16 protein-coding genes are annotated in these 22238 nt (G+C 66.4%); 13 read left to right on the top strand and 3 right to left on the bottom strand.

Annotated features, from left to right (window positions below):
* Position 1: 1 nt before the first annotated feature.
* Both HUW62_RS07120 and HUW62_RS07125 read right to left on the bottom strand, forming a co-directional pair.
* Positions 2-2167 (bottom strand): hypothetical protein, encoded by a 2166-nt coding sequence (locus HUW62_RS07120; RefSeq protein ID WP_176433964.1) that lies wholly within the window; start codon positions 2165-2167, stop codon positions 2-4.
* A 68-nt stretch (positions 2168-2235) separates the two neighbouring features.
* Entirely contained in the window at positions 2236-2856 is a 621-nt protein-coding gene (locus tag HUW62_RS07125; protein ID WP_176433965.1) for a DedA family protein, read from the bottom strand.
* 140 nt (positions 2857-2996) lie between these two features.
* On the opposite strand from HUW62_RS07125, the gene HUW62_RS07130 reads away from it, so the two are divergent.
* From HUW62_RS07130 to HUW62_RS07165, 8 genes are all read left to right on the top strand, one after another.
* The gene (locus HUW62_RS07130; protein ID WP_176433966.1) at positions 2997-3314 is read left to right on the top strand and encodes a hypothetical protein; all 318 of its coding nucleotides are present in this window, start codon (positions 2997-2999) and stop codon (positions 3312-3314) included.
* A 39-nt stretch (positions 3315-3353) separates the two neighbouring features.
* Positions 3354-3818 carry a DUF4150 domain-containing protein gene (locus HUW62_RS07135; protein ID WP_176433967.1) on the top strand — a complete coding sequence of 155 codons (465 nt, stop codon included), beginning with the start codon at positions 3354-3356 and terminating at the stop codon, positions 3816-3818.
* A 15-nt stretch (positions 3819-3833) separates the two neighbouring features.
* Positions 3834-4349 carry a DUF6484 domain-containing protein gene (locus HUW62_RS07140; protein ID WP_176433968.1) on the top strand — a complete coding sequence of 172 codons (516 nt, stop codon included), beginning with the start codon at positions 3834-3836 and terminating at the stop codon, positions 4347-4349.
* Positions 4350-4358: 9 nt separating this feature from the next.
* A complete protein-coding gene (locus tag HUW62_RS07145; RefSeq protein ID WP_176433969.1) occupies positions 4359-5195 on the top strand; it encodes an AHH domain-containing protein in 837 nt (278 codons plus the stop codon).
* Positions 5188-5820, top strand: a complete 633-nt coding sequence (locus HUW62_RS07150) for a DUF1629 domain-containing protein (protein ID WP_176433970.1) — start codon at positions 5188-5190, stop codon at positions 5818-5820. Before HUW62_RS07145 ends, HUW62_RS07150 begins: the two co-directional genes overlap by 8 nt.
* 91 nt (positions 5821-5911) lie before the next feature.
* Positions 5912-7189 carry a hypothetical protein gene (locus HUW62_RS07155; RefSeq protein WP_176433971.1) on the top strand — a complete coding sequence of 426 codons (1278 nt, stop codon included), beginning with the start codon at positions 5912-5914 and terminating at the stop codon, positions 7187-7189.
* Positions 7186-8292 carry a hypothetical protein gene (locus HUW62_RS07160; protein ID WP_176433972.1) on the top strand — a complete coding sequence of 369 codons (1107 nt, stop codon included), beginning with the start codon at positions 7186-7188 and terminating at the stop codon, positions 8290-8292. The genes HUW62_RS07155 and HUW62_RS07160 overlap by 4 nt, the downstream gene beginning before the upstream one ends.
* On the top strand, positions 8289-9053 hold the full coding sequence (locus HUW62_RS07165; protein WP_176433973.1) for an Imm49 family immunity protein: 765 nt from the start codon (positions 8289-8291) through the stop codon (positions 9051-9053). The genes HUW62_RS07160 and HUW62_RS07165 overlap by 4 nt, the downstream gene beginning before the upstream one ends.
* Positions 9054-9084: 31 nt before the next feature.
* Here the strand turns inward: HUW62_RS07165 and HUW62_RS07170 are convergent, their stop codons facing one another.
* The gene (locus HUW62_RS07170) at positions 9085-10272 is read right to left on the bottom strand and encodes a DUF6183 family protein (protein ID WP_176433974.1); all 1188 of its coding nucleotides are present in this window, start codon (positions 10270-10272) and stop codon (positions 9085-9087) included.
* Positions 10273-10523: 251 nt separating this feature from the next.
* On the opposite strand from HUW62_RS07170, the gene HUW62_RS07175 reads away from it, so the two are divergent.
* From HUW62_RS07175 to HUW62_RS07195, 5 genes are all read left to right on the top strand, one after another.
* Positions 10524-11885, top strand: coding sequence for an amino acid permease (locus HUW62_RS07175; RefSeq protein ID WP_217911172.1), 1362 nt, complete (start codon positions 10524-10526; stop codon positions 11883-11885).
* Positions 11886-12255: 370 nt separating this feature from the next.
* Complete coding sequence (locus HUW62_RS48050) at positions 12256-13710, top strand: putative metal-binding motif-containing protein (protein WP_217911173.1); 1455 nt, start codon at positions 12256-12258, stop codon at positions 13708-13710.
* Positions 13711-13740: 30 nt separating this feature from the next.
* On the top strand, positions 13741-20781 hold the full coding sequence (locus tag HUW62_RS07185; protein ID WP_176433976.1) for an RHS repeat domain-containing protein: 7041 nt from the start codon (positions 13741-13743) through the stop codon (positions 20779-20781).
* 7 nt (positions 20782-20788) lie between these two features.
* Positions 20789-20974 carry a hypothetical protein gene (locus tag HUW62_RS07190; protein WP_176433977.1) on the top strand — a complete coding sequence of 62 codons (186 nt, stop codon included), beginning with the start codon at positions 20789-20791 and terminating at the stop codon, positions 20972-20974.
* 256 nt (positions 20975-21230) lie between these two features.
* On the top strand, positions 21231-22037 hold the full coding sequence (locus HUW62_RS07195; RefSeq protein ID WP_176433978.1) for a barstar family protein: 807 nt from the start codon (positions 21231-21233) through the stop codon (positions 22035-22037).
* Positions 22038-22238: the final 201 nt, after the last annotated feature.

Genomic DNA, 22238 nt, shown 5'->3' on the forward strand with positions numbered 1-22238 from the left:
CTCACGGCGACTCGCGCCGCGTCGCTCCCGGCGTGCCATGTCGCTGGGGCCAGCCGCGCGGCTCCACCTGGATGCCGGGTCCCATTCCGTAGGACTCCAGCTTCCACACGCCGTCACGCTCCAGCACGACGAGCAGCTTGTCCTCGAAGAAGGACACACCCGCCACCACCGTCGGGCGGCCCGGCAGCGGACACATCATCAGCTTCTGTCCCTGCGCGAAGAGCTGGAGCCACACCTGTCGCCCATCCGGCCGCTCCGTGTCCGAGAGCACGCCCACCGCACCGCCCTGAATCAACGCCGCGTCATGCAGCGCACCGGGCTCCGTCGCGAAGGGCAGCGCATCCACCTCCCACGACACCTGCCCCGTCTCCGAGTCCACCGCGCGCAGCACCGTGCGCTGCTCCTCGGGCGTGCACGGCAGGCCATCCGCGCGGTCACACGATTGAGCGAACAGATAGCCCGGGGTTCCCCCCGCCGAGAGCAGCGCGGGCTCGGCCAGCGGCGTCAACGCGCGCGTGCCCGCATCCCAGTCCACGGCTTGTTGTGCGCCGCCATCCGCCACGTAGAACTCGCGCGCGCCCACCATCAGTCGGCCTCCCGCCACCGCGAGCGACGCGAGGCCTTGCGCCACGCCGCCATCCTTCCCGAGCGGGGTGATGGACACCTCCGTACCTCCGTCCGGCGACAGGTCCGCGCGCTCCAATCGCTGGCTCCCCGTGAAGCGGAACGCGGTGTCCTCCATGTCGACGACGACGCGAGCCTCCCCACTCCACGGCTCGACGGGCCCCGCGCGCACGAGTGAGCCCGCGTCCTCGCCACGTCCGGAGAGCCAGACCCAACGCTCGCCACTGGGCGCCGGAAGAGGCCCCACGCCGCCGTCCGGGTCCACCTCCGGGATGTGGCCCCAGGCCACGTGGGCGACGACCTCTCCACTCGAGTTCAGCGCGACCTGTCCCGCCGCGACATGCCCCACCCATGCGCCCGCGTCCGCGTCAGCCCCCATGGACTCCCACGAAGCCTCCCACTGTCGAGCGCCGAGCCCGCGAGGGGCATAGGACTCCAGCCCTTCCGGAGCGAGCACCACCACGCCCGCATCCGACGCGGCCAACAGGGTGCGGGAGCCGCCATCGGGATAGGGCGACTCGTAGCGCAAGAGGCCGCCCTGCGTGAAGGAGACGAGCCGGCAGCCCGCGTCACCGCCGCACACCGAGGTGAACAGCGCGCCCTCCTGGACGAGCAGCGCGGGCTGACCCACGGGCTCGCCGCCCAGGTCCTGGCTGAAGTCGACCGGAAGGTCTCCCGCGTCGGGCTTCTCGCACCTGCCATCCTGACAGGTGCCTTCACCCTGACACGCGGTGGCGGGCGCGCAGACCATGCCATCCGGCGTGGGCAACTCCTGACACGAGCCCCTGAAGCACAGGTTGGACTGCTTGCAGTCCACCGGCCCGCACGGAATGAAGTCCTGCGCGTCCACCTCCTCGCAGCCGTCGTCGCGGTCGCACACGCCCACCTTGCACGGGTTCTTCGGCACCGGACACGCGACGGGCGACGTCACACACCCCAGCGTGGGCGAGCACCCATCCACCGTGCACGGATTGTCATCGTCACACGAGCGCTGGGCGCCCACGCACGCGCCCGACTCGCAGCGGCCGTTCGTCTGGCAGCGACTGGTGGGGATGCAGGTGGCGCCGTCTCCGAGCGCCCGCTCCACGCAGGTGCCGGTGGCCAGGTCGAAGCTCGATTCGAAACAGGGTCCGGAGGGGACGCAGTTGAGCGGCCTCACGCCGAGCCCCGTGAGGCGCACGGTCTCCGTGCGTCCCGCGCCCGTCAGAGACAGCGTGCCCTCCGCCGCGCCGTTGCCCGCGAGGAAGTCCACGTCGACCGCGATGGTGCCACTGCCCGGCACCGTCACCTCGGCGACGTCCACCGTGAAGGGCGAATCCGCAGAGGCCTTCACCGTGACGCTGGCGCGCCCAGTGGCTATCAACGTCACCTGACGACGCGTCAGCGAGCCCTCCAGCGCGCGACCGAAGTCCACGGCCTCCTCCTGGGGACGGAAGCCCTGGCGCGCGCCGCCCACGCCCGGGTCATCTCCACAGCGGCAGCCCGCCACGGACAGCACGAGCGCGACGAGCAACGAAGTCCCTGGGTGGATGCGCGAGGCCATGGAGGCGACTCAACCGCGCCGGACCGGGGCCACGCAATGTCGGCGTGGAAGGCCGTCCGCCCATGGACTCACGGCCCGGGGGCGGGCGCCCGTCGCCGAGCGAACATGCGCACCAGCACCGCCACCACTCCCACCACCACCAGGCCCACCACCGCGTACTGGTAGCGGCTCATCAACGCCGTCAGCTTCTCGAGGTTGCCGCCCACCGCCACGCCCAGCGCGAGCACCAGGCCGGTGTGCGCCATGGCCGACACCGCGCCCAGGCCCAGGACGTTGATGCGAGGCATGCGCGCGGCGCCCGCGGCGACGAAGATGAGGCCTCGGATGCCCGGCAGGAAGCGATTGGCCAGGAGCAGCCACGGCCCGTTGCGCCGCATCCGGGACTGCACCTCCTCCAGGCGCGCGTGGGTGATGCCGAAGTAGCTGCGGCCCGGGTGCGCATCGAAGCGCCCCGCCAGCCAGTGGCCCACCATGTAGTTGATGGCCGCGCCCACCACGCTGCCCGCCGTCACGACGAGGAACACGAGCAGCCACGGTTGCGAGCCGCGCACCGCGTACACGCCCCCCAGCAAGGTGATGGTGTCCCCGGGGAAGGGTGGAACGACGTACTCCAGCGCCGCCGCCAGCCCCAGCACCAGCAGCCCCAGCGGGCCGAGCGCTCCAATGAGCTGGTCGATGTATTCCACCATCCGCGCGAACAACCTCCTCCGGGTGCCAGACACCCGTCATAAGGCAGCCCCGGCGGAGGGGAAAGCGTCGCTGCTGGATGGTGAACAGAGTCACGTGAGCGCGGGCGCCAGGACGTCGGCTATGCTTCGCCCCCATCACCATGATTCTTCCGCGCCATTGGGACAGGCTCACCGCTGCCCTGCACGCCGTCGACTTCAACGGGAATCCCGAGGAGGCGTGGAGGTTCCTCGTCTACCAGGGGTTCGCCGAGGACTCGGAGGACGGCCTGCGGTTCTTCGAGGACGTCGTCGACAGGAACCGGGACATGGACCACCCGACGGGCAGCGGTCCGGTGGGTTTCATCTCCGGGGAGCTGATGCGCGAGCAATTCGTGCAGCCCATCCATTCCAAGGACCCGGAGGGGCGCTTGTCGAAGCGTGCCTTCCTCCTATGGAAGCGCAGGGACACGCCCGCGTGACGTCCAAATCGGGTAGGCTTTCACTTCAGGAGGCGTGCCATGCCTGTCAATACCGGGGTCAACAAGCTGAGCGTAGTGACCAAGGACAGTGGCGGTGTCACGGTGGCCTTCCCTGATGTATGCAAGACCCCCAGTCCCGCCGGGCCCGTTCCCATTCCCTACCCCAATGTTGCCCAGTCCTCGGACACGGACAAGGGCACCAAAAAGGTGTCAGTGGGTGGAAACCCCGTTTGTGTGAAGGACTCCCACTTCAAGACAAGCACCGGCGACGAAGCGGGGACAGCCGGTGGCGGCGTGGCCTCCAGCAAGACCAAGGGCAAGGCGGAGTTCGTCAACTTCTCTTTCGATGTCCAATTCGAGGGGAAGAACGTGGCGCGTGCCTTCGACTTGATGCTCCACAATGACAAGAACACGCCTCCTGTCCCCCTGATGCAGGGCCCCGTCGTCGCCCTGGGCGGTCGTGAAGTGCCTCCAGAGTGTGTGGTCTGCGAGGAAGAAATCTAGGAGCACGGGCCTGCCATGGACAACGGCAAGAAGAAGCCCGCGCCACGCCCACCTCTCCCGGTGGAGAATCCCATCCGCGAGAGCAGACTCGGCTGGGTGGTGGGAGAAGCAGGGCGAGGGAGGCTGCTGGTGGACTTTCCAGGCAACTCCCTGGGACCGCTCGCCGCTCGCACCACCGTTTCCCTGGATGAGGCGGCGCAAGAACAAGCCGTGGCGCTCCGACAGGAAGCCGTCCTCCTGTTCGAAGGTGGAGACCCGGCGCGACCGTTGCTCATCGGGCTGTTGCAGTCCTCCAGTGAGACCCCTCTGACGGATGCCCTTCTGGCCGAGCCCCTCGATGAGCTTCCCACCGAGGCCAGGGTCGACGGTCGACGGGTGGTCATCGAGGGCCGGGACGAAATCGTCCTGCGTTGCGGCAAGGCGACCCTGGTCCTCAAACGCAACGGCGAGGTGTTGCTGAAGGGCGTCAACATCCGCACCGATGCCGAAGAGGTCCAGCGCATCCGTGGTGGCAAGGTGCAGATCAACTGAGGGGCCTTCATGTCCACGTCGAAGCACGAATCGAACGACCTGAACCTGGAGAAAAAGCACTTCCGGGCCAAGAAGACCACCGAGGGCGGGCGTTGCCTCGCGCCCTACAAGCCCTACTCCCAGCAATCGTGCAGCTACCGGTTCCAGGCATACAAGCAGGCGCTGGATGAGCGCACGGTGTACAATGGGGACAAGTACAAGTCCGTCGGCGCTGGGAAGAAGAAGATCGTCCTGATCTTCCACCGAAAGCCGGCCAAGGGCGAAAAGCGCTGGCATAGAAAGTCGGTGGACGTGCCCAAGCCGGAAGCCTGGGACGTTTCGGAGACCTCCACCAACTTCCAGAGAAGCTGCAACAAGCCGTATTGGTTCGAGGCCCACCACATCATCCCCCACAGTCAACTCAAGACGGCTGTCGCCAGCGTGGGCTCGGGCAAACCCAACGGATACAAGATGCAACTCGTCGTCCGAAGAGGGCTCCTGGATGAGGGCTACAACCTCAATCACAAGATGAACATGTTCATCCTCCCCATGGCCACCGAGGTCGCCCAGGCGCTGCGGCTCCCCAAGCACCTGGGGTCCCCCAGCCACCAGGACCACCCCCGCTACAACCAGCACGTGGAAAGCAAGCTCAGCAAGTTCTTCGACCCCGTTCTGGAGTCCAAGAGCGAGCACCAGCAGAAGATCAAGTACAAGCCCGTCAAGGAGAAGCTTGAGAAGCTCTCCAAGAGGCTGCGCGCCAAAATCAAGCAACTGGGCAAGAAGCTCTGGGCGACCCGCGACGACGTCTCCGTGAACGACATCAACCCCATCAAAAAAAAGAAGGGCGTGGAGTCTGTCAATGTCTAGGACCGCCCCCGGCGCCAAGGCCACCACCAACCCTCAGCGATTCTTCCTTCTGGATCTGCTGGGCGCAGACAACAAGGACCTCTGCTTCCTTGATACCTTTATCAAAGGCATTGAGGATGAGCGCTGGCGGCCCGCTGGAGGGAAGCGCCTCTCACCTGTGTATCCCAAGAAGCCGCTCATCGCCATGAGCAAGAAATACAAGGGCATCGAGTTGACGGACTTCCTGGCCAACTCCTTCAACTGCATCGTGGGCTCGACCGCCTTCAAGGAGGCCGTCGAAGCACATTGCCCCAAGGACACCGTCGAGTTCCTTTCCTTCACGCTGCTCGACCACCGCGGCCGGCCCTACAGCGACGACTACTTCCTCATCAATCCCCTGGGCACTTTCGATTGTCTGGATTTCAAGGCCAGTGACATCGACTGGAGCGATGACACACCCGACGAAATCCTCGATGTCGAAGAGCATGTCCTGGACCGCAAGAAGATGAAGGAGGCCCCCCAATTCTTCCGCATTGACAGGGACATCACCTCCTACGTCCTGGGAGTGGAGCTGATTCGTGAGATGAAGAAACGGGCCCTTACGAACGTCATCGTGGAGGAGCTTGAGTTCAGCGACAGCCGTTGAGCACTCCCACTGAACGCCGCCCACCCTCTTCCCCATGTCCCCCAGCCATCCGCGCCGTCCCCCCATCGTCTGGAGTGTTGTCCAGGAACACATGGACGAAGCGGCGTTCTTCTGGCGGCAGAGACAGCGCACGTTGCGAGCCCCGGACCATGACCTCTCCGAGCTCGCCGATGGCGAAGAGCGCCGCCTGCTCGCACATGTCGCGGGGTTGCGGGCGGGAGGCACGGTGGTCGCCGAGCGGCTCCTGGTGCCCCAGCTCGAAGCAGAGGATGTCTGGGTTCGTACCGTGGCGACCTACGCGCTGCTGACCCTGGATGTCGCCCGGTGGGGGCATCGCGTGCTTCAGCATCTCGAACAGGCACCCGCCGAAGAACAACTTCTCCAGGCCCAGGCCCTCACCCTCTGTGCCAGCACGGAAATCGACGGGCTGCTGCGCGAGGCGCTGCCCGGTGCCGAACCGGCGTTCCAGGTGGTCCTGTTTGAAACCCTGCGCCTTCGGCGCAACGACGTCTCCTTCTTTCTGGCGCGGCTGCCACCACCGGAGTCTCCCGAGCTTCTCGCGGCGGCCATCCGGGCCGCGAGGCATTCGCCAGACGCCGTCGTTGCTACCTGGGTCGGCCACGGTCTCCGCGCGTCGAACGCTCGCTGTCGAAATGCCGCCCTCGAGGTCGGACTCGTCCGTGGGTGCATCCCGCCCACCGCGCGCGCCCTCGACGGCACGCCTGGGCGCACTCCGCTCACCGCCCTCGCGATGTGCGGGGACAAGAAGAGCGTGGAGCGGTTGCTCGCGCGGGTCCGGGAGCCAGCGACTCGTTCAGAAGCACTGTGGGCCCTGGCGCACAGTGGACGAAACGAGGCGATAGAGGCGGCTCTTGGTCACGTGCGCGCCAGCGCGGATGCGCTGGCGGCCGAGGCCTTCCGCTTCATGACAGGCATCCCCCTGGAGACCTACCTGACGCCCCTCGATGAGGAAGACGCAGCGGAGTCCGAGGCACCCCTCGAGCCGAAGGACCAGGGCCTCCCGGACACCTCCTTCCTTCCAGGACCCGTGCTCCCCGAGGGGCAGGTCCGCGCCGATGCCGTCGACCGGTGGTGGCACCAGGAGCGCTCACGATTCGCATCGGGCGGCCGCTACATCTGGGGGAGACCATGGACTCCAGCAACCGCGCTTCAGGCGCTGCTGGAAGTGCCCATGACGCGCAGACCCGGCCTGGCGTGGGAGCTGGCCGTGCGCAGCGGCGGCACGTGCTGGATTGAGACCCAGGCGTGGGCCAGGACACAACGACAGCAGGTCAGAGCCTTCCTTCCTCGCCCCATGGGCTTTGGGTCCAGTTCGTTCGAGGCATGGGCCGGGGGCAACGCGCCTTGACGCCCACCGTGATTACAGGCGCGGGTGCCATCACCTCCGTGGGACGCGGTGTCGCGGCCACCTGCGCGGCCATCCACGCGGGCATCGCACGCCCTCGTCGAGTCAACGCGCTCAACATCGTCGAACCAGAGACCCAGGAACTCATCGGCATCCAGTCCCATCCCGTCCATGGCTATACGGAGGGCTTCAGCCTGCTGGGACGATGGATGCGACTGGCGCGAGGCAGCGTCCAGGACTTGATGTCTTCGGGCCTGGCCTCGGAGGGAGCGAGCCCGCGCTTCTGGGAGTCGACGGGATTGGTGCTCGTTGTCGGGGAGCTGGATGACCAGACCCTCCTCACGGAGGACGGACAGGCCCTGGCTCGCATCCAGGATGAATTCCTCGAACCGTTCGTTTCGACGCTGGGAGTCGCCATCCCCTCGAGCAACGTGCGGTTGCTCGCCCGAGGACACGCGGGAACCGCCCTGGCGCTGCAGTCGGGCATGCGGCAATTCGCGGCGCGCGAGCTGGAGCGACTGCTGCTCATCGCGGTGGACTCCTATATCGACGGGCTACGGCTCGAGGGGCTTCTGGAGAACGGCCGCCTGAAAACGGAGGAGCAGTCCGTGGGATTCGCCCCAGGAGAGGCGGGGGTGGCCCTCCTGTTCGAGACGGAGCCCAGCGCGCGGCGAAGGACCGCCCGCCCCCTGGGCCAGGTCCTCACCGTGGCCACGGACCAGGAGCCGGAGCAGCTTCCACGCATCCAGCGAGGACGCGCCCTCACCCGATGCACCCAGCGGCTCCTGGACGAGACGGCGCCATCAGCGACCTTCCGTGGAGACCTCTACAACGACATCAATGGTGAGACCTGGAGGGCGCAAGAGTGGGGACACGTTCGAGTGAACCTGGGCCAACGCATGGACCTGTCCCAGTGGCATCTGCCCTGCAACTCGGTCGGTGATGTCGGCGCGGCCAGCGGAGCGCTGGGTATCTGTCTCGCGCTCCGTTCTCGGGATTCACTCCAGGGCGCCGAGCCCCTCTCCCTCTCCCTCGTGCTCTCCAGCTCCGACTCCGGTGACGTGGGCGGCATCGTCCTGCGAACCCCGGAAGGGGGACAGCCATGAGTTCGCGGTACCTTCTCATCTACGTCGGAAATGCGCTCAACGAGAACCTCGACCTGCTTCCGGAAATGACGTCGGACCCGGTGGGGCGCCATCGCATCCTCGGCTTCTGTCAGAACTTCCGCATCGCGGGAATCGGGGAGCTGTTGATGACGGGGCTCGCGGACGAGTTCGTGCTGCGGTTGCACCAGAGCGGGCGCGCATATGCCGCGTGGCTCCGTCACGCCAGCGAGAAGGAGAAACGGACCGGGCAATCACCACCGTTCTTCGACGCCATCGCCGCTGGAGACTTTCAGGGGGCCTTGGACATCGCGCGCCTCTCGAAACGCATCTGGGCACGCGGAGTGGAATACGAGGAGGACTTCCTCTTCGTCGAGTTCCTCATGCAGCGGTTCTTCCTCGATGCCTCCCCCGAGACGGGTGAGTCCCTGATGAAGCGCTACAGGACGGTCCTGAAGGGCTCCGAGGACCTGAGGCTGGAGGTCTGCATCGCCCTCCAAGAGTCGAGTTCGGAGCGCTTCAACGACGCCCTCGCGAGCTATCTCGCGGAATGGAAGGACCAGCAGGACCAACTCGAGGAAGAAGGGGGCGTGGCCCCCGAGGTCCTGGCAACAGCGGGGCGACTCTGTGTCGAAGGGGTTGCGCTGGCCCGACTCGCGGAGCGCATGGGTCTGGAGACCGAAGAGGACTACTTGCTCGTCCCGTCCGTAGCCCGCGAGGCCGTGTCCATCACCTTCAAACCTGACTCATGGATGGACCTCTGATGGGAGGCGCCTGACTTCACGGCACGCGACCCTACGGGGCCTCGGGTTCGTCACGTACCGCGAGCAGCGCGAGCGACGTGCCCCCGGGACGCAGGCAGGCGACACCCAGGCGTGTGGCTCCGCCCATGGACTGATGCGGTGGCACCTGGAACCGGTACCACCTGCAGAGCTTCAGTCGGGCCGACAGCGCCGCGGCCTCCAGCGGTGCGTCAAAGCCACTGAGCCCCGCCAGCGTGCGCCACAGCGCGAGCCGGCCGTACGCCGCGCCCTCCGCGCCCTGCCATCCGCGCGCGCCCAGGGCCGCCAGCGAGAACAGCTCCGGCACCAGTTCATCGGGCTTCGTCCGCTCACAGTCCACGGGCGAATCGCCGCGCAGCAGCTCCAGGTCCAGGTCGACGAGCAGCGAGGTGATGCTGTCGGGTGGGGCCAGGGGAAGCGCGGGGCGCAGCTTCAACACGCGCTGCTCGACCTGGCTGGGAAAGCCATCATCACCCCGTCCCGAGATGACGGCGGCGAGCGCGTGAGGCACGGGCTCGTCCCGCACCACCACCTTGACGTTGGGCGTGGTCATCTCGTCCTCGTCGTCCTCGCCCGACTCACGGGACATGGCCGCGGAGAGGGAGCCGAGCGCAAAGGCAAGGTCGTCGACGCCCAGCTCCCGCCCCAGTGCGGCTTCCCAGGGCATGCGCGTCAAGGGAAGGACCGCCAGCGGATGCTCCTGGTCGGCGAGCGCCGCCCACAGCTCGCGCACCAAGGGCTCCTTGTCCAATGCCACGCCGCGAAGGACGAGTTCCTGCACCGTGCACGCGAACAACTCCGTGAGGTCCTCGGGACCCTGACGTCGCGCGACCAGTTCGACGAACGTCGCGGCGGAGCGATGGGAAGCCAGCAGGTGAGCGAAGTCCCTCGCCCGCCGCGAGGAGGAGTGCCGCCCCTGGAAGCTCGCGTCGCGAGGCTGGCGTGCGAGCTCCATCAAGGCCAGGGCACTCTCGAGACGCGTGTTCCGGGCAAGCACTTCTTCCACCCGGTCGGAGACGGAATGCAGACGCCATCGCTCCTCGGAGGGCGTGGACTCCTGGCGCGCCTCCAGTCCAGCGGCGAGTGCCACCAGCGTCTCGAAGTCACCCTGCTCGCCCAGACGCTCGACGCGCAAGAGCACCCCCTTCACGCCGGAGGAGGTGCTGACTTCGTCGAGGAGCGCGCTCACCGTCGAATGCATGGCCGGGCAGCCTAGAGGAACAGGCGTCGAGGGTGGCGCGGAAAAGGAATGACAGCCAACGCTCGGAACGGCCCGGGGTGCGAGGCAACGCGCTGCACACCCCATCGCGGTGGGTCGGACATTCAATCGAGCACGTCGTGCGAGGTGGCACCCTTGACGCACGGCAGCGTCATTGGGAACTCCCTGCCCAGAGGTTGACCGACATGACAGGGCCGTCTCCCCATCTCCCCGCGAGGCGCCCCGGCCAGGGGATGCGCTGGCCGGCGATGGGGCTGCTGTCGGCCTCGGCCGTCATCGACCTGACCAACGTCGCGGCGATGGCCGAGTACGGCCTGGGCTCGGTGGTGCTGTACCTCATCCCCACGCTGGTGTTCCTGCTGCCCGCGGCCTTTGTCGCCGCCGAGCTGGGCAGCACCTGGCCCGGAGGTGTCTTCACGTGGGTGCACGAGGCGCTGGGTGAGAAGTGGGCGTTCTGCGCCGCGTGGCAGCAGTGGGTGCAGAACGTCATCTTCTATCCACTGCTGCTGTCGTTCGCGGCGGGCAACCTCGCGTTCGTCGTGTCGCCGGAGCTGGCGCGCAGCGGCCCGTTCAATGGCGCCTTCGTGCTGGCGGGCTTCGGGCTGTGCGCGGCGGTGGCCATGCACGGCGTCCGTCACGCCTCGCGCTTCTCCGTGTGGAGCGTGGTGCTCGGCATCGTGTTCCCCACGGTGCTGCTGACGGTGCTGATGGGGGGATACCTCCTCGGAGGCCATGCGTCGGCCACGCCGCTGGATGCGCGTCACGTCCTGCCGCGGTGGCCCGGCATCGGTGGGCTGGTGCTGGTGGTGGGCAACATCCTGGCCTACGGCGGCGTGGAGGTGAGCGCCGTGCACGTGCGGGAGATGCGCGACGCGCGCCACGGTTATCCGAAAGCCATGGCGGTGATGGCGCTGCTCGCGACGCTCATCTTCGTGTTCGCCACCCTGGGGGTCGCCGTGGCCGTCCAGCGCGAGAAGCTGGATTTGAGCGCGGGGCTCACCCAGGCGTTCGAGACCTACCTGTCCGCGTATGGTTTGCGGTGGCTGACGCCAGTCATCGCGCTGCTGTTCGTGCTCGCCACGCTGGGCTCGGTGCTGACGTGGATGCTCGGTCCCAATCACAGCCTGTTGTTGGTGGGGCGCAAGGGATTGCTGCCACCGTTCTTCCAGCGCACCAACCTCCATGGCACCCCGACGGCGCTCCTGGGCACGCAGGCGGTGCTGGTGGCGTTGCTCGCGCTGGTGTTCTTCGTCGCGAAGGACGTCAATCAGGTCTACTGGGCGCTCGATGCGATGACGACGCAGCTCTACATCCCCATGTATGGGCTCATGTTCGTGTCGGCGTTGAAGCTGCGCCGCTCGCGCCCCGACATCCCGCGAGGGTACCGGGCACCCGCCCTGCCATTCCTCGCCTGGGTGGGAATCGTGTCCTGCGCCCTGGCCTTCATCGTGGGCTTCGTGCCTCCCGAGCAGCTCGGGGTGAAGAACCCCCTCGCCTATGTCGCGCGGCTGGGGGGACTGGTGTCCACCCTTGCCGCCGTGCCCTTCGTGCTCTACGCGCGCCGACGGCCGGAGTGGCGACAGCCGTCCGCGTAGTCCCTCGCTGAAACAAGACGCCTGCCTGGTCGCTCCTCGCGCCGCGCCGCGCATTCACGCGCATGGCGAGCGCGTGCGCACGCTCTGTCCCGATGTGCCGTCGACGCAGGCATCGACGGAATTTCACGACCCGGTTGGACGCGTCGCTGCGTATTCGAAATGGAGGGGTGCCCCCAACTCGCATCCCTGGCCGCGAGTCTCTTCTCGCTCATCACGAAAGCTCTCCATGTCTCGAACTCCCGAGGCCCACGCATGGCCGTGGCGTCTCAGCGCGTCTTTATTGACAGTGCTCACGCTGCTGGCCCTGGGACCCGCAGCCCTCGCGGCCCCCCCGAACTCCGCCGTCAGCTCCCAGCCGGAGGGACCGCAGATGATTCCTCCTGAGTGCCCTGGCTGTGAGCCAGACCCCAACTGCGAGCCGGAGTACTGCGACGGGGTGGACAACGACTGCGACGGCCAGATTGACGAGGGTCTCAGGCGCACCATCTATCTCGACGCGGACGGAGACGGGCATGGCACGGGGGCGGGCCAGCAGGGCTGCCTCGAGCCGGGCTGGGCGCTCAACAACAACGACTGCAACGACTCCAACGCCGCCGTATGGCAGGCCGGGCGGTTCTACCGGGACGCGGACGGAGATGGCTACGGCGCGCCCGGCAACTGGATTGACGCCTGTGGCCGTCCCGCCGGCTACGTCACGGACGCCACCGACTGCAATGACGGCAATGCCAGCGTCAAGCCGGGAGCCGTCAAGCAGTGTGGCGTAGGAGCCTGTGCCCGGAGCGTCCAGGCCTGCGTCAACGGCGTGGAGCAGGCCTGCGTCCCCTACGCCGCTTCCCCCGAGATTTGCGACAAGGTCGACAACAACTGCAACGGCCAGGTGGATGACCTTCCGCCCATCTCGTGCGGCACCGGAGCCTGCCAGCGAACCGTCGCGGCGTGCGGGAACACCTGTGAGTGGGTGGAGGTCGGACACGACAAGCCACCCAAGGAGGTGTGCACGTGGGGAGACAACGCCTGCACGCCGGGCACTCCCTCGGCGGAGACCTGCAACAACACGGACGACAACTGCAATGGCACCGTGGATGAAGGCGTCCTGCTCACGTACTACCGAGACAACGACGGGGACGGCTACGGCGCCGGCGCTCCGCTCGGCAGCGCGTGCAGCGTGCCCGGCGGCACCGCGACCAACAGCCTGGACTGCAACGACGCGAACGCCGCGGTGAAGCCCGGGGCGCTGAAGCAGTGCGGCGTCGGCTCTTGCGCCCGGAGCGTCCAGGCCTGCGTCAACGGCGCGGAGCAGACCTGCACCCCGTACGCGGCCTCCCCGGAGATTTGCGACAAGGAGGACAACGACTGCAACGGGCACATGGACGACCTTCCTCCCATCATCTGTGGACTGGGTGCCTGCCAGCGAAGCGCGCCGGCTTGTGGCGAGCTGTGCGAGTGGGTTGAAGTCGGGGACGGAAAGCCGCCCAAGCAGGTCTGCGAGTGGGGAGAGTACGGCACGTGCACGCCGGGAACTCCGACCCCTGAAGTGTGTGCCAATAGCGTCGACGAAGACTGCACCGGCGTCGCCGATGACTCGAGCGACAGCGCGAAGTGGCTCACCTTCTATCCGGACCAGGACCACGACGGCTACGGCGCCAACTGGAACGCCGCGACACAGTGCATGCAGCCCCCAAACACGTCCAGAACTTCGGGCGACTGTGACGACACCCGGGCCGACACGAAGCCAGGCGCCGCCGAGGTCTGCGACGGCATCGACAACAACTGCTCGGGGTCGCTGGACGAAGGAAATGTCTGCGACCAGTCCCTCTGCCAGTAACCCCTTTCGACTCACCCTGGTCCATTTCACATGAGACACGACTCACGCTCTCCGCGTCCCCCTGGACGCCTCAAGCGGTTCGCCGCGAACACCATGCTGTTCCTCTATGGCACCCAGCTCTTGAGCAGCTGTGTGCCTTCGGGCGCGCCCTCGGAACGCAATGGCGCCGTGGAATCCTCGCGTGCCCGATCCACCTCGACGGACAACATTCCCCTGGAGCTGCGCCCGGACACGATTCTCGACACCACCTCCGCCACGCCCGAGGCGCCCGGCATCACGCCCTTCACCGCAGACGTGACGGCCGATGGTTCGGCCGCCGTCTCGATTCCACTCTGGACTCCCCCGGGGCGCGCGGGCATCCAACCCTCGCTCGCCATCGTCTACGACAGCCAGGGCAGTGATGGGCTGCTCGGCCCGGGCTTCAACCTGGCGGGCCTGTCTCAAATCACCCTCTGCCCCAACTCGTTCGCGCGCGACGGGAGACTCCAGGCCGCGGACGTCCGCCATTGGATGCAGCCATCGGGACCGGAGACCTACGCGCGAGTCTATTGTCTGGATGGCGCGCGACTGGTGCCTTCCGGCACGGATACGTTCAAGACGGAGGTGGACTCCCACGCCTCCATCAGCATCCCCACCAGCGACAGCCACCTCGACCCGGCGACCTTCGAGGTGCGCGGACGCGATGGACTCATCCGCGTCTACGGCAAGACGACCACGGTCTCCGGGACCCAGCGAGACGACGCGCGCATCCGGGGCTTTCACAGGGGCTTCAAGAGAGGCACCGTCGATGTCCTCGGAGAAACCTACGAGACAGGCAACATCGAGACAATCGACACAAGTGTCGTGACCATCACCTGGGCGCTCGCCTCCATCAAGGACCGCTTCGGCAACCAGATGGATGTGTATTACGACCAGGCGCCCGCCGTCGACGCGAACTCCGTCGCCTGGCATCGCCCGTCACGCATCACCTACACGAGCTTCCGCCACGAAGGCGTCAACCCGGAGACCCAAGCACCGGAGGTCGCCGTCGAGGACGGCCAACGTGAGGTCACCTTCGAGTACGAGTCCCGGCCGGACACCTTCACCGGCTACCTCTCGGGGGTGAAGGTCGGACGCGACTTCCGGCTGTCGCGCATCCACATGAAAGGCCCTGGCCTCGCTCCCGGTGCGAGCACGGTCTCCACGGTCCTGCTGCGCTCCTACAAGCTGAAGTACTACCCGGGCACCGTCAGCCAGCGCAGCCTGCTGACCGAGCTGCGCGAGTGCGACGGCCGCGATGTCTGCAAGACGCCCGTTCGCTTCGACTGGGAGCAGGGCTCCTGGGAGTTCGACTACCTGCCAGCCATCAACGTGAGCAATGCCAAGTCGGGCGCGGGCCTCAGTGCCTTCGGCCTGGGCGCCGGCCGTCAGGGCCTCGCGTACTTCACGGGCTCCGTCCTCAAGGAAGAGAACGATTACGACAATCCCACGGATTACACCGTGCAGAAATGGGAGGACCGGATGCGGCTGTTGCAGTATCCGGACGCCACCTCCACCACACTCACTCCCTCTGATAGCAGCGGCCACGTCGTCTGGTACCCCTACTTCAATAATGATGGGAACCCTGTCGGCGGCGGAAGCTCGAACCACTTCTGTGGCAATCGCGCGGACCGCAATCTCTTTCCCCTGGTGACGGACTGGGATGGTTCAGGCCACTCCACCGTGGTCGGGCTCTCGTGTGGCTGGGGTCTGTTCGACGGGAGTCCCTTCTACACTCCTGTGTACGGCCACAAAGTCGATCCCGAGAACGATAATCTCTATGTCGTCGGGACCGAGCTGAATCCCCAGTACTGGCTGGATGTGGATGGTGACCGGCGCAATGAGCGCGTGTGGGTGGGGCGCCACCAGGACGACCTCCAGAATCCGAATATCCCGGACCCCTCCATCACGCGTCGTGTCGTTGTCGACAAACCCATTCCCACCACCCTCAGGCCGCCCTCGGTGCAGACCAGCAGGGCGAACTCCAAGTCACCGACGGTCTACAACCAGAGTTCGCGCATCGGCGTGCGCGTGGCGGACCTGGATGGCACCGGCAAGATGAGCCTGGTGGGCCTGGGCACGAAGGGGAGCACGTACCTGGATGCGGTCAGCTTCCGGGAGGTCTCCTCGGGCACCTCCACCGCGGGCGAGCTGCAAGTCGTACGGACCACGTTGCGCAAGCCCGCCAACTGGTCGCCGTTCATCCCGAACCTGTTCGCGTTCACCTTCGACTTCATCGACGTGAATGGTGACGGCCTCCAGGACGCGGTCACGCTGGGTCAGCCCGTGGCGACCGACGGCACCCTCAAGCTCCTGGTCCAGTTCAACACCGGCAAGGGCTTCGCCGAGGTGCGTGAGACGGTGCTCCCCAGCACCTTCACCACTGTGCTGCTGGGAGCCAAGACGGAGCACGGCGACTTCGACGGCGATGGCCGTGTGGACCTGGCCATCTTCCGGCAGGGTTCGCCGGTCCAACTGCTGCTGGCGGGTCCCCAGGGGCAGTTCACCCAGCTCCTGAACCTGTCGCTTGTCCCCAGCGGGGACAACAAGGAGTGGTCGCAGGTCGTCGACGTCAACAACGACGGCATCCTGGACTTCACCTATCGGGTGGGCAACGAGCTGCGCATCGCGCGGCGTCAGAAGCCGGTGGACGAACTCAAGCGGGTGCACGGCAACGTCCAGCTCGCCACCTACCAGGGTTACTCCGGCCTGAGCTACTCGTTCGAGTACGCGCCGCTCTCCCAGGAGAACCCGCACGGTGCCGTCACACCGAGCGAGCCTTTCTACGCCAAGAGCTACACGGAGACGACGACGAAGCCGTGGCTGCGCCTGGCGCCCGAGTCGATGCGCGTCGTCTCGCGCATGTCCATCAACTCCAACGAGCAGCGCATGCGGAGCTGGCGGCATCTCTACCGCACCGGGCTCTCCGACACGCGGGGCCTGGGCTGGAAGGGCTTCGGTCAGCACATCGTCATCGACGAGGCGACGGGCACTCGCACCACGACGACCTACGACAACGTCTCCTCGGTGGAGGGGGCGGAACGCAAGGCCATTGCGCCCCTGGCTCATCTTCCAACGGAGGAGCTGACCGAGGTCCCGCTCGACGCGAACACGCGGCTCGAGACGAAGCGTCAGTGGACGTACGCACGCACGACCCAACCCCACACCGCGAGCTACCAGCAGTACGCCATGCGCGTCGTCGAGACGGGCCGCGAAATCAGGAACGGCTCCGCGACGGTGGTCTCCGAGACGGAGACGCTCACCGCGCTGGATGCCTATGGCACGCCGGTGTCGCAGACCGTGCTCACCCATGGCGCGGCGACGACCGAGCAGGTGAAGTCCATCACGACGCCGAACTTCAACACCGCCGACTGGCTGCCCCAAGGCACCTGGGTCGTCACCACGTCCTGGATGTCCTGCGCCAGGGCGCCCGGGGTCGGCTGCACGGGACAACCCGATGCCGCCAACGTTCGCACGCAGCAGGTGGAGTACGACTCCCACGGTCAGGTGAAGAGCGCCGAGAACGAACCGTCGCTCCTCGGTGAGGCCGTGACCTCCACCACCTCGGAGACGTACCTCAAGACGGTGTTCGACCGCAGCGCCAAGGGCCTCGTCGAGAAGGTCTCCCAGCACGGGGCCAATGGCATCACTCGCAGCGAATCCGTGACATACGACAGCCGCGACCAGACGCAGTTGGCCACCACCACGGACGCGGAGGGCCTCACCTGGCGCTACCTCTTCCATCCGGGCCTGGGCGTCCTCGCCCAGACGGCCGACCCGAACGGTGTCCACGTGCGCCTCCAGTATGACGGCTTCGGCCGTCAGCGCATCGTGACGCCGCTGTACCAGGGTCCCTCGGTGGCCCCCGCGAACAAGTCCATCGTCGAGACGTTCTACGAGTGGGGAGGCACGCTGCCGCGGCACCGGACGCGGGTCGCCACCCAGAGCGGGACGGTGGATGAGACCGTCACCCGGTTCGACACCCTGGGCCGTCCGGTGACGACCGAGTCCTCGCGCATGGATGGTCAGACGGTGACCTCCTCGCTCACCTACGACGCCCTTGGGCGCATGGTGAGGACGGAGAGCCCGCGGACCAGCTCCGAACAGCCCACCTGGGAGATCTACGAGTACGACGCGCTCAACCGCGTCACCGCGCGCCGCTTCGGCGATGGCACCACGGGGCTCTCCGGCAGGCTCGTCGAGAGCTTCAGCTACGTCTCGCCCGCGCCCTACACCTCGCAGGCGATGTCCACGGATGCGCTCGGTCAGGTGAAGAAGACGCTGGTCGACTTCCGGGGGTTGATGACGCAGGCCACCGAGGCCGTGGGGACCTCCAAGGAAGCCACCATGACGTACTCCTACGGCCCCTTCGGCCGTCTGGAGCACACCGACGACCCGGCCAATCACCGCAGCTCCCGCTTCTATGACGCCAAGGGGAGACTGGAGCGTACGACCGACCCCAACGCGGGGACGCGACTCTTCGTCTACAACGCCTTCGGCGAGCTCAAGAGCCACTCCGATGCTCCCGTGGGCGCGGCCGGTCGTCTCACCACGACGTACGAGAGGGATTTGCTCGGCCGTGTCGTCACCGCCACCAACGCGCAGGAGTCGCTCCAGTATTGGTATGACGATGACGATATCCCTGGCGCCAAGGGAAGACTGACGCGCGCGAGCCGCACGCCCGTGGGCAGCCCTGGCGGATTCGTCGACACCCGATACCTCTACGACGCCTTTGGCCGTGAGACGGGCATCTCCCAGGAGGTGGGTGGCACCACGCGCGAGCTCACTCGCGAGTACGACGACTATGGCCGGGTCAGCCGCCTCACCTATCCCGTGCAGCTCAACGGCCAGCCCTTCTCGATTGGCTACTCCTACACGAACCAGGGTGAGCTCTCGAACGTCTACCGCCCCAACTACTTCACGAACTACTGGCGGGCCTACGAGCGGGACAGCGCGGGCCGGCTCAAGACAGCGCTTTACGGCAACGGTGTCTCACGTGCCTTCCGCTACGACACGCAGGGACGGCTGCGCTTCACCGAGGCCAAGAAGAACCTCACCGAGGTCCAGCGGCTGGCCTACGAATACACGGCCAACGACAACCTCGCCGCGCGTCACGACCTCGTGGTCGGCGTCACGCAGAAGTACACCTACGACGCGCTCGACCGCCTCGAGCACTGGAAGGTGCAGCAGAACTGCCAGACGCTCGACGTCCAGTTCCAGTACGACAAGCTCGGTAACATGCTCAGCCGCTCGCCTGTCTCCGGCTGGGAGCCTTCCGCGAGCCTCCAGTACACGGGAGGAACCTCGGGTGGACCTCACGCCGTCAAGCAGGCCCAGCTCGGCGCCGAGTCCTTCACCTACGAGTACGACCACCGCGGCAACCAGCTCGCGACTCGCGATGCCCAGGGCGCGCTGGTGCGCTCGGTGCAGTACACCCCCTCCAACCTGCCCGAGAGCATCGCCTCGTCGAGTGGCACCGTCCTCTTCGACTACGACGCCTCCGGCACGCGGGTCCGCAAGCGCTCCGATGATGGCCTGGAGGAGACCCTCTACGTCGGCGGCCTCTATCAGCGCCGCAAGCAGGGTTTGACGGTCACCCACATCGTCAGCATCCCAAGCCCCGAGGGCGTCGTCGCCGAGCTGTCGTGGAACGAGGGCTCCAACAGCGAGTCCACGCGCTACTTCCTCAACGACCCACAGGGCAGCCCCGACACCGTCACCGACGCCACAGGCGCGGTGCTCGAGCGCATCAAGTACGAGCCCTTCGGCGGCAAGCGTCAGGCGACCAATCTCGCCCAGGCCGCCACGACGAGCCACTCGGGCGCGCGCTGGGGCTACACCGGGCACGAGCAGGATGACGAACTGGGTCTCATCAACATGCGCGGGCGCATCTACGACCCGCGCTTGATGAAGTTCCTCAGCGTGGACCCGGTCATCGCCGAGCCGGGCTCCGCGCAGGCGTACAACGCGTACTCGTACGTGCTCAACAACCCCACCCGCTACACCGACCCCAGCGGCTTCACGCCCTATGGGGGAAGCCTGGTGAGCACCTGGGGAAGCGGCTGGACGGGAGCGCCGCAGTCGAACCAGAGCTTCATCATGAGCGCGCTGGAGCGGCACCTGTCCATGCCGGGCCCGTCCCTGTACCTGCCCAGCGTTGACTTCAAGGTGCCCAGCGTCCAGTCCCTCGACGACACGAGGACCCAGCCCGATGCGCGTCACAGCAACGACATCGGCCAGAGCTCGGGCTCGTCCAAGTCAGCCCTGACGTCCGTGCTGACCACCGCCTCGGGCGCGATGAACTCCATCGCAGACAAGGTCCCGTGTGGGTTCGACCTCAACTGCCGGCTCAGCATGTCCATGGCCAAGGGACAACTCGAGTCCATGGTCGCGGCCTCGGAGGCCTATGACAGGTATGCGCCCGTCAGCAAGCTCGCGGCGGCCAGCTTCGCCATCAACGAGTTCATCCCGTTCGTGTCGGCGGGACAGAGCGTCCTGGATGCAAAGTCGGCATGCGGGCGCGGCGCTGTCGGCGGTTGCGTCGTCGCATCGGGGAAGGCGACCTTCTACACCCTCGCCTCTGGTGCCAGTATTTTTTCCGCCATCGAATCGGGAGGAGGAGCCGTATCCGCCCTCAGGACCACGGCGAAAAGTGCGACTGGCTCCGTGAGAAGGATGCTCAAGGCCGTCAAGGCTCGAGGCATCAGCAAGAGCGGTGGCGTCTTCACCATGGAGGTAAACGCGGCGGGTGGAGAGGTCTGGACCTCCGCCGGTGTCATCCGTCAGAGTGATTTTGCGACGTACGTGAACAGCGGCCTCTACAAGGGAGATGTAAACATTCTCTCTGGAGCACACGGTATGCCTGATGGTCATATGATTCCGGATGCCACCTTGTTCGAGGCAGATGTCGCGCGTTTTGCCGACATCCCTGGAGTGAGTGTCCACGACATCACCAAGATGTCCCCTGCTCAAATCAAAGAAGTGCTCCAAAGCCCGACAACCATCATTGGGGGATTCTGCGATAGCGGCGCCTGCCTGGCTCCCTTCAGATAGGCAAATCATGACCGAGAAGAACATGAAGGAGTACCGAGCGATGATCTGGCTCAAGGACCCCTCTCAGCCCGGCCAGCGGGTGACCGTGCTGGCGACCAGTCTGGACGACGCACGGAGACGTCTCGAGAAGGAGCATGGGGAGGGCACCGTCTTCGATTTGCATAGCGAGGAGGATGCCAACAAGCCTCGATAGCAGCTCTGGGAGGGACGCCGCCTGGGCCGGGCTATACTCCGGCCCAGGCGGGTGCAGTCCGGTAGGACGCGTTCTTCACCTTGGCGAGAAGGGGGCCCTGCGTCGGGAAGGTCCCGCAGGGCATGGGGAGGAAGGTCATGACAGCCGCGGATGGCAAGGGAGTAGATCATCGAGCTGGCGTCAGGGTCCGGACGTTGCACGGAGCCACTGTGCCGGGAATCGCCTGAATCTCTCCTTCACGAGCCGATAGCGCGCCATGCCACTTCACTTCGTCAAGAACCCACGAGAGCTCCAGCCCGCCGGGGCGCATGTGGGACGAGTCTCCGCCGGCATCTCAAGCAAGCAGCAGTTGATGGACGCACTCGAAGCCGCGCTCCGGTTGCCAGCCCACTTCAGGCAGAACTGGGATTCGCTCTCGGATGTCCTGAAAGACCTCTCCTGGCTTCCCGCCGGGAAGATCACCCTCCTCCACGAGGAACTTCCCACCTTCTCCACCGAAGACCTCGGTGCCTACTTGCGCGTGCTGGAGGAGTCCTCCCGGAGCTGGCGGCTCGGGGAGGCCTATTCGCTGGATGTGGTGTTTCCGCGGAGCTGTCGTCACCGGGTCCTGGCGCCACTCGCCGACCTCCGGCCCAAGTCCCCTTGGCGACGGCTCAAGGCAGAACTGGCCAGGGATGGCAGCCTTCCTTATCCAGTCGAGCGTGAGTTCACTTCACGGAAGGCCGAGGGCTTCGACTTCGTGATGAGCATCGTCGAGCAGCGTGACGGGTCAACGCGTCAGCTTGCAAATGCGCTCTCGACGGCATTCACGATGCGACATTGGGACCGGACACGTCTTGCGAGAGCACTCCCCAGCCTCTGCATCCACGAAGAGCCCGGACTGAGGGAGACGGCCGTACGCATCCTCCTCATCCTGCTCGACTTGAACAGGATGGCCCCCGGTGAACGAATCCCTTACGACGATGCTCGTTTGTGCGCGGCGCTCCTTCGCGAGGCCCTCGCCTTGGGCGTCCAGGAGAATACAGAGGCGGTCGCGCGCAAGCACCTCGCGCGAATGTCCTGACCATCGCGCCTCCAGTGGCCCCTCACTCGTGGGTGGCCATCGTCTTCCGACTCGGCCTGCCACCCCTCTCCTGCCGCTCTGCCTGCCGGTCCGGAGCCAACCTTGGATGAAGGCGGCGAGCCCGAACTCGCCAGACAATCCGCCGATGCGGCCTGAATCCCCGCTCTACCGGTGCGGCCTCCCGACGCCCATCCTCGAATA

It is taken from the genome of Myxococcus sp. AM011 (assembly GCF_013372595.1).
Classification (GTDB): Bacteria; Myxococcota; Myxococcia; order Myxococcales; family Myxococcaceae; genus Myxococcus; species Myxococcus eversor.

Excerpts from the sequence above, each read along its gene's own strand:
- HUW62_RS07145 (WP_176433969.1), top strand. The coding sequence starts at position 4,359 with ATGTCCACGTCGAAGCACGAATCGAACGACCTGAACCTGGAGAAAAAG.
- HUW62_RS07150 (WP_176433970.1), top strand. The coding sequence starts at position 5,188 with ATGTCTAGGACCGCCCCCGGCGCCAAGGCCACCACCAACCCTCAGCGA.
- HUW62_RS07140 (WP_176433968.1), top strand. The coding sequence starts at position 3,834 with ATGGACAACGGCAAGAAGAAGCCCGCGCCACGCCCACCTCTCCCGGTG.
- HUW62_RS07125 (WP_176433965.1), bottom strand. The coding sequence starts at position 2,856 with ATGGTGGAATACATCGACCAGCTCATTGGAGCGCTCGGCCCGCTGGGG.
- HUW62_RS07120 (WP_176433964.1), bottom strand. The coding sequence starts at position 2,167 with ATGGCCTCGCGCATCCACCCAGGGACTTCGTTGCTCGTCGCGCTCGTG.
- HUW62_RS07155 (WP_176433971.1), top strand. The coding sequence starts at position 5,912 with ATGGACGAAGCGGCGTTCTTCTGGCGGCAGAGACAGCGCACGTTGCGA.
- HUW62_RS07170 (WP_176433974.1), bottom strand. The coding sequence starts at position 10,272 with ATGCATTCGACGGTGAGCGCGCTCCTCGACGAAGTCAGCACCTCCTCC.
- HUW62_RS07165 (WP_176433973.1), top strand. The coding sequence starts at position 8,289 with ATGAGTTCGCGGTACCTTCTCATCTACGTCGGAAATGCGCTCAACGAG.
- HUW62_RS48050 (WP_217911173.1), top strand. The coding sequence starts at position 12,256 with ATGATTCCTCCTGAGTGCCCTGGCTGTGAGCCAGACCCCAACTGCGAG.
- HUW62_RS07195 (WP_176433978.1), top strand. The coding sequence starts at position 21,231 with ATGCCACTTCACTTCGTCAAGAACCCACGAGAGCTCCAGCCCGCCGGG.
- HUW62_RS07130 (WP_176433966.1), top strand. The coding sequence starts at position 2,997 with ATGATTCTTCCGCGCCATTGGGACAGGCTCACCGCTGCCCTGCACGCC.
- HUW62_RS07175 (WP_217911172.1), top strand. The coding sequence starts at position 10,524 with ATGCGCTGGCCGGCGATGGGGCTGCTGTCGGCCTCGGCCGTCATCGAC.
- HUW62_RS07190 (WP_176433977.1), top strand. The coding sequence starts at position 20,789 with ATGACCGAGAAGAACATGAAGGAGTACCGAGCGATGATCTGGCTCAAG.
- HUW62_RS07185 (WP_176433976.1), top strand. The coding sequence starts at position 13,741 with ATGAGACACGACTCACGCTCTCCGCGTCCCCCTGGACGCCTCAAGCGG.
- HUW62_RS07135 (WP_176433967.1), top strand. The coding sequence starts at position 3,354 with ATGCCTGTCAATACCGGGGTCAACAAGCTGAGCGTAGTGACCAAGGAC.